Origin of the sequence: Mangrovicoccus sp. HB161399, from assembly GCF_013184745.1 — a bacterium.
In the GTDB taxonomy this organism is placed as follows: domain Bacteria; phylum Pseudomonadota; class Alphaproteobacteria; order Rhodobacterales; family Rhodobacteraceae; genus Mangrovicoccus.
In genome coordinates this window covers 20203-27643 of the sequence record NZ_JAATVU010000074.1, presented here as the reverse complement: position 1 = coordinate 27643, position 7441 = coordinate 20203, and the positions used below count along the sequence as shown (strand labels likewise).

Genomic DNA, 7441 nt, shown 5'->3' with positions numbered 1-7441 from the left:
GTGCGCGACATTGCCTGGAAGGGGCAGCTGCGGATGTGCCAGCGCTATCGCCGCCTGGCGGCGGCCGGGAAGCCGAAGGTGGTCGTGACCACGGCCATTGCCCGCGAGATGGCGGGCCTCATCTGGGCCATCGCCCGAGCCGTCGAGCCTGTTCCGGGCCCGGCGGTCTCGCAATCTGCATAGAAAAGACACGCTCTCCGGCCCGCCGATGCGCAAGGCCGGGGGCGGAACGCGGTGGGGAACCCTCGTGCCCTGTCATGAGCCCGAAACGACGCTCGCTCCTTAGAGCGAGGCAGCCCCAGGACGAAACCACGGTCATGCGGTATTCAACCCGCGCATGAGAGCTTGCTCAACCGTCGTCTCAGTTCCGTCCCCAGCCTTGCGCATCTTCAAAAGCTTGCACCCGGCCCTGTCGGGGGAATTGCGTTGAAACAAAGGGTTGACAGCGATCATGAGAACAGGCTGCTGAAGAACTCCCGCCTCGACGTCTGTGGCGGAACATGGTTCACCGGCGCCACAGCGAGGACGATGGAGTGTGCGATGCGGGGATCAGACAATGAGACGGGCTCGCTGTTCAGCTATGTCGATCTCGAGGAGCGCATTCCGGCGCTCCACCCGCTGTGGAAGATCCGGCAGGTCGTCAAGTGAGCCATGGAGCCGCCACCGGTCCGAGGCCCATGGCGAACGCGCTTGCCAGCCTCGATGCCGAATTCGAGGTGCTCTACGCCGACCTTGGCCGTCCCTCGATCGCGCCGGAGCGGCTGATCCGGGCGAGCCTGCTGCAGCTTCTCTACTCCGCGCGCTCCGAGCGGCAGCTGATGGAGCAGCTGGACTACAACCTTCTGTTCCGCTGGTTGGTCGGCCTGGGCATTGACGACCCCGTGTGGGTCCCGACCGTGTTCAGCAAGAACCGCGACCGGCTGCTGACCACGGACATGTCGCGCAAGGTGATGGCTGCCATCCTGGCGCACCGCGAGGTGGCACCGCTGCTGTCCGACGGCCACTTCTCCGTCGACGGCACGCTGGTGAAGGCCTGGGTGTCGATGAAGAGCTTCCGGCCGAAGGAGAACGGCGATCCTCCGGCACAGGACGCCACCCCGCAAGACCCATCCCCGCAGCCCGATACAGAGACCCGCCCCATGTCCCGCCCCGCCAGCCGCAGCCGAAATGCCGAAGTGAACTTCAAGGGCGAGAAGCGCTCGAACGCGGCGCATGCCTCGACGACCGATCCGGACGCGCGGCTCTACCGGAAATCGCCGGGCACCGGCGCGATGCTGTGCTTCATCGGGCATGCCGTCATGGAGAACCGCAGCGGGCTCGCGGTCCAGGGCGAGCTGACCCAGGCCGATGGCCGTGCCGAACGCAAGGCAGCGCTCGCCATGATGCACAGGCAGTCGCCGGGATCGACGAGACGGCAGACCCTGGGGGCTGACAAGGCATATGACGCGGCCGGGTTCGTGGCGGATTGCAGGCAGGCCTGCATCACCCCGCATGTCGCCCAGAAGGCGCGGTTCCCGGCGATCGACGGGAGGACCACGCGGCACAAGGGCTACGCCCTGGCGCGAAGGCACCGGATGCGCATCGAGGAGCTTTTCGGATGGTCCAAGACGGTGGGCGGCGCGGCGCAGACCGTCTATCGCGGTGTGGAGCGGGTGCGCTCGCGCTTCATCCTCACGCTGGCGGCGGCAAACCTTGCCCGGCTGCCGCGGTTGCTGGCCATCTGAGGACGGCTGCCGCGGCACCATTTGCTCCAAGTGGCAAGGAACGGATGCAAGATCGCGCCATCCCGCCCAGCAAGGCGGAAAACATTCCGCTCGCCCGACTATTTCAGCACCCTGTTAGGTTGATTAGTCGACTCATGGCAAAAATGCCGGAATGAGTTGACCTATCAACTAATACTTTCGGATAGGTTGTGGGGAGCAGGTTCAGGTGGCGGGGTCCGCTCCGATGCCGCGCAGGACGATGGCCAGGCGCGTGCGGATCTCTTCGCTCTGGCGCTGCCGGTCCGGTTTCTCCTTCCGCTTCCGCCGCGGCAGCAGCGCACCGAAGACGACATCCATCAGGAGCCCGGCAAGGCAGCCGGGATCGCAGTCCGGCAGGCGGCCCCGCGCGATCTCGGCCGCGATCCAGTCCATCAGCAATTCGCGCGACCGGATGATGCCGCCCTCGTAGAGCAGCGCGTTGAGTTCCGGGAAGAGCAGGCTCTCGCGGGCCAGCAGGTTCAAGAGCGCGTCGCGTTCTTCGGCCTCGCGCGTATCAAGGTCCAGCCGGAAGATGCAGCAGAGCATGTCAAGCGGAGGCAGGTCTTCGCCTTCGGGCCGCGGAAGGCCGAGGATCAGGTGGCGGCGCGCCCGGATCACCGCACCGAACAGCGCGGATTTCTCCGGGAAGTGGCGATAAAGGTCGCGCTTCGACATTCCGGCGCTCGCCGCGACATCGGCCATGGTCGTGCGGGCAAAGCCGCGGGTGATGAAGGCCGTCATGGCCGCTTCGAGAATCCGCGCCTTCTGCGCATCGTCGGTCAGCTTGCGCGGGCGGCCCCGCCGGGGCGGCTGACCGGGATCGGCGATGGACGATGTTGACATGCGCGACGGAGCTCCTATTTACGGAACCAATATAGTTCCATAAATGGCGGCGGCAAGCGCGGCCCGCCGCGAGACGAAAGGAAATTCCGATGCCCACCCGGCGCAGCTTCATTCTCGGCCTCACCGCTGCCGGTGCCCTGGCCAACCTATCGGCTCCGGTGCTGGCCGGCGGGATCGCGGCGCAATCCGCCTCGGCGGTCACGCAGGTCTTCGGCGGCGGGCTGCGCTTCGTCGCGGTGGCCGTCACCTATCCCGTGCCGGTGCCGGCCTCGGCCCTGTCGGCGGCGGATTTCGCGGTGGCGGGGCGGACGGTGACGGAGGTCTACCCGGCGGCGGCGGCCGATCCGGCGAGCCGGGCGGAGGAAGGCCCGGTGGTCATCGTTGCGCTGTCTGCCGAGGATGCCGATGCGCTGCTTCTGGTCGAGCCGGAGCGCAGCGGCGGACCGGGAGGTCCGGGCGGATCCGGCGGCGGTCCCGGCGCGGCGGGGGAACGATCGGTCAGCGACAAGAGCTGGAAAACTCCGCAGGCGACGGTCGCACAAGCGGCGTTCTCCATCGGCGAACGGCCCGTTGCGGCGGCGGAGATCGCGACCGCAAAGGTGGAGAACCTCGTGATCGACGAGTTCCGGCAGCTGGTCTGGAATGATCCCGAGACCGGCGACAGCCTTCCCTACAACCTCTTCGTGCCGAAGGATTACGATCCGGCGCAGCGCTACCCGCTGGTCAATTTCATGCATGACGCAGGGACCACCAGCGAGGATCCGCTGATGACGCTGAAGCAGGGGCTTGGCGCGATCTGCTGGGCCTCGCCGCAGGACCAGGCGGACCGGCCCTGCTTCGTGCTGGCCCCGCAATTCGCCGAGATCGTCGCCTCCGACGGCTCGGAGACATCGAGCATGCTCGACACCGTCATCAACCTGATCAAGGCGCTGTCGGAGGAGTACAGCATCGACACATCTCGGCTCTACACCACCGGCCAGTCGGGCGGCGGGATGCTGTCGATCGCCATGAACATCAAGTATCCCGACTTTTTCGCTGCCTCCTTCCTCGTGGCCTGCCAATGGGATGCGGCGCTGGTTGCGCCGATGGCGGGCAACCGGCTGTTCATCCTCGTCAGCCAGGACGACGCCAAGGCCTTCCCCGGCCAGAATGCGATCACCGAGGCGCTGGAGACGGAGGGCGCCACCGTGGCCCGCGCGGTCTGGGATGCGAAATGGACCGCGGAGCAGACCCGGTTTGCCTTCGATGATCTCGACGCCGAAGGCGCGCGGATCAACTATGTCACCTTCGGCAAAGGCACGGTTTTCGATGAGGGCGAGGAGACCGGCGGCGCTTCGGGCCATACCGCAACGTGGCGCTATGCCTATTCCATCGCGCCGATCCGCGACTGGATCTTCCGCGTGGCCTGACCGGAGCCCTGTCATGAAAACTTTCCGGGCGCTGCTTGTCCCGCTCCTGCTTTCCGCAGCGTTGCCCTGCCTTGCGCAGGCACAGACAATGCCGCCGCCGGGCTCCGTTTCGGCGGAGGCGAAGGCGGCCGCCGATGCCGGGGATCTGCCGCGGGCGATCGTGCTCTACGGGCAGGCTGCCGTGGCCGGGGAGCGGGGAGCTGCGGCACAGGTTGCGCGTCTGGCGCTGGAAGGCGGCGACGGGGCCGCGCCGGATTACGCCCTGGCCCGGCTCTGGGCCGGGAGGGCGGTCGAGGCCGGGGACAGTCGCGGCTATCTCTATCTGGGGCAGATGGCGATGGAGGGTCTCGGTGCGGCTGCCGATGCGGGACTGGCGCGCGACTATTTCCTCAAGGGGTACGAGGCCGGAGATCTGAAGGCGCCGCGCTATCTGGGCCTGCTCGACGCGGCTTCGGGCGATGCTGCCGGGGCGGCGGAGTGGTACCGCAAGGGGGCCGATGCGGGCGATATCACCAGCCAGCATTACCTCGGCCGGGCCTATCAGCTGGGAGCCGGGGTGCCGCAGGATTTTGCGGAGGCAATGGCGTGGTACGCGAAGGCTGCCGGACGCGGCGACCTGATCGCATCGGACGGCATCGCCGGAATGGCCTCGCTCTACGAGGCAGGACAGGGCGTGCCTGCAGATCCGGCAAAGGCGCTGGCGCTTTACCGGCGAGCGGCGGAGCTGGGGAACGAGAGAGCGGCCGCGGCGCTGGCGCGGCTCGGCGGCTGAGCCTCAGCCCGCTTCGGGCTGGAGCTCGGGGCGGGGCCGCGTCGCCAGATCCGTCGCGGCGGCGAGGTCGAGCCCGGTCATGCACAAGAGCCGCACCACCACGTCGGTGATCCGGTCCTCCCCGATCTCGCCTGCGGTGATCGACAGGCTGACGCCGATGATCGCGTGGCAGGCGAGCCGCCAGACAAGCTCCGCGTCTTCGGCCTGGAAGCGTCCGGCGGCGGTGGCCTGCTTCAGGTCGCGGATCGCATAGGGCCCCATCCGGCGGTACATCGCGTCGGCCAGGACTTCCGAACGGTTCAGCAGCTGCCGCCAGCGGATATCCCGCGTGGCGGTCTCCAGCACGGTGCGGATGCCGAAGGCATAGACCTGGGCGGGATCCTCGAAGGTATCCGTCACCTGCTCGATTCTCAGAGAGAGCGAGGACATCATCTCCTCCAGCACGGCAACGGCCAGTTCGTCCTTCGACTTGAAGTAGTTGTAGACCGTTCCCGCGCCGACATCGGCGCGTTCGGCGATCTCCAGCATGGTCGCGCCGTCGATGCCCTTCTCGGACATGATCGCCCGCGCGGAAATGATCAGCGCCTCGCGGTTGCGGCGCTGGCGGCGGGCGACGCGGCCTTCGGGTTCCGGTTGGGTGACTGTCATGTCCGGGTCTCCTGTTGGACCTACCGTAATCGCGGAACGCGCCATTCGCAAGTGAATGGATTCATCGGTGACGAAAGATGCACTGGTGAGTCGCGTTCTTCATTTGTGAAAACCTGTTTCCCGGTGCGGCGCGTCCTTGATCGAGATCAGCCGAGGCCTCGTTTCACAAAACCGGAAATATATCGAAAACAGAAGCTTGAACGATATTTCCTGCAGGTGCGAACATGGATCATAAATGGCTAAAACTCAAACTTGACGAACATTCATATCTAGATTTACGCTGAAAGCATACCAGCCATGCCCGCGCGAAGGGCCTGGCCGGGAGGAGAACAGGGGCCGGGACGGTCCAAGGGAGTGATCGACATGACTGTCAGCACAAGCGGCGCGGGCCTGGGTCCGGCGCCTTACGATACCGATGTGGCCATTGTCGGGGCGGGGCCGGTGGGCACGTTCCTGGCGATCATGCTGGGCAAGCGCGGCAAGCGCGTCACGCTGATCGAGCGCTGGACCGAAGCCTACGGCCGCCCGCGCGCCGTCACTTTCGACCACGAGATCGCGCGTATCCTGGCGCTACTGGGCATCGACAGCGAGAACGACCCGGCGATCAATTACCATGACGAGCTGTATTACTGGCGCGATGCCAAGGGCGAGAACCTGCAGATCGTCGACTGGCAGTCGACCTCGGCCTCGGGCTGGCGGGTGCGCTACTGGTTCAACCAGCCCGAGCTGGAAACCCGCCTGACCGGCATCGCCGACAAATGCCCGACCATCACCCAGATCCGCGGCTACGAGGCCTGCGGACTGGAGCAGGACGCCGCTTCGGCGACGCTGACGCTGCGCCGCAACCCCGAGGAGGACCCGGCGGCGACCGGCACGCGGAAGCTCCGCGCGCGCTTCGTCATCGGCGCGGATGGCGCCAACAGCTTCGTGCGCGAGAGCCTCGGGCTGGAGAACGAGGACAAGGGCTATTTCTTCGACTGGCTGATCCTCGACATGCTGCCGAAGTTCGACTATGTCGCCTCGCGGCCGCAGGAGCCCGCCCAATGGCAGCTCTGCGACCCGAAGCGGCCGACCACCATCGTTCCGGGCGGTCCGGGACCGGAAGGCAAGGGCTTCTCGCGGCGGCGCTGGGAATACATGGTGCTGCCGGGCGAGGACCCTGTCGAGCTGCAGACCCCCGCCGCTGCCTGGCGCCTGCTGGAGCCCTGGGGGCTGACCCCGGAGAATTCCGAGCTGGAGCGCTCGGCCGTCTACCGCTTCCAGGCCCGCTGGGCGAAGGACTGGAACAAGGGCCGCTGCGCCATCGCCGGCGACGCCGCCCACCTGATGCCGCCCTTCGCCGGCGAGGGTATGTGCGCGGGGCTGCGCGACGCCTTCGCGCTGGCCTGGCGCCTCAACGGGATCATCGAGGGCAAGTACGGGATCGAGGTGATGGACAGCTATACCACCGAGCGCAAGGAGCACGCCAGGCACTACATCGATTTCAGCCAGGAACTGGGCAAGATCATCTGCATCGCCGACCCGGAGGAAGCGGCGAAGCGCGATGCGCAGATGAAGGCCGATCTGGCCGCGCGCGGCAACGTGCCGGTGCCGACCGATGTCTGCCAGCTTGGCCCGGGGGCCTGGGTCTCCGAAACCGCGCATGCGGGCGAGCTGTCGGTGCAGGGCGTGGTCGAGGCCAACGGGCTGCGCGACCGCTTCGACCAGGCGATGGGCGCGGGCTGGATGGTGCTGGGGCTCGGCGCAGATCCGGCCGAGGCATTGGGGCCGGAGCGGCTGGCGCAGCTCGCCGCGCTCGAAGGCCGGACGGTCTGCCTGGGCCAGCCGGGCATGGTCTGCGACGCGGTCGATGCCGAGGGCACCTATGCGGCCTGGCTCGAGGGACTCGGCGCGACCTATGTGCTGCTGCGCCCGGATTTCTACGTGGCGGCGACGGCGGCGGATGCGGATGCGCTGCGCCGGGGCTTCGACACGGTGATGGCGCGGCTGGCGGTTCCGGCGCGGGCCGAGGCGGCGGTGGCCTGATC

The 7441-nt window shown here is 67.2% G+C and carries 5 protein-coding genes and 2 pseudogenes; 5 read left to right on the top strand and 2 right to left on the bottom strand.

Going from position 1 to position 7441, the window contains the following annotated elements; genetic code table 11:
- Nucleotides 1-183 (top strand): annotated as a pseudogene (locus HCC78_RS26300) (hypothetical protein); the annotation flags it as partial.
- Between the two features lie 357 nt (nt 184-540).
- Nucleotides 541-1724, top strand: a pseudogene (locus tag HCC78_RS26295) (IS5 family transposase).
- Nucleotides 1725-1925: 201 nt separating this feature from the next.
- Here HCC78_RS26295 and HCC78_RS26290 read toward each other — a convergent pair.
- Nucleotides 1926-2585: a TetR/AcrR family transcriptional regulator gene (locus HCC78_RS26290; protein ID WP_172331750.1), complete on the bottom strand. Its 660-nt coding sequence runs from the start codon at nt 2583-2585 to the stop codon at nt 1926-1928.
- Between the two features lie 89 nt (nt 2586-2674).
- Here HCC78_RS26290 and HCC78_RS26285 point away from each other — a divergent pair, with 89 nt between their 5' ends.
- Both HCC78_RS26285 and HCC78_RS26280 read left to right on the top strand, forming a co-directional pair.
- A complete protein-coding gene (locus HCC78_RS26285; RefSeq protein ID WP_172331749.1) occupies nt 2675-3994 on the top strand; it encodes a prolyl oligopeptidase family serine peptidase in 1320 nt (439 codons plus the stop codon).
- Between the two features lie 13 nt (nt 3995-4007).
- Nucleotides 4008-4766 carry a tetratricopeptide repeat protein gene (locus tag HCC78_RS26280; protein WP_172331748.1) on the top strand — a complete coding sequence of 253 codons (759 nt, stop codon included), beginning with the start codon at nt 4008-4010 and terminating at the stop codon, nt 4764-4766.
- A 3-nt stretch (nt 4767-4769) separates the two neighbouring features.
- On the opposite strand, the gene HCC78_RS26275 is transcribed toward HCC78_RS26280, so the two are convergent.
- Entirely contained in the window at nt 4770-5414 is a 645-nt protein-coding gene (locus tag HCC78_RS26275; protein WP_172331747.1) for a TetR/AcrR family transcriptional regulator, read from the bottom strand.
- Between the two features lie 363 nt (nt 5415-5777).
- Here HCC78_RS26275 and HCC78_RS26270 point away from each other — a divergent pair, with 363 nt between their 5' ends.
- On the top strand, nt 5778-7439 hold the full coding sequence (locus tag HCC78_RS26270) for a bifunctional 3-(3-hydroxy-phenyl)propionate/3-hydroxycinnamic acid hydroxylase (RefSeq protein WP_172331746.1): 1662 nt from the start codon (nt 5778-5780) through the stop codon (nt 7437-7439).
- Nucleotides 7440-7441 lie beyond the last annotated feature (2 nt).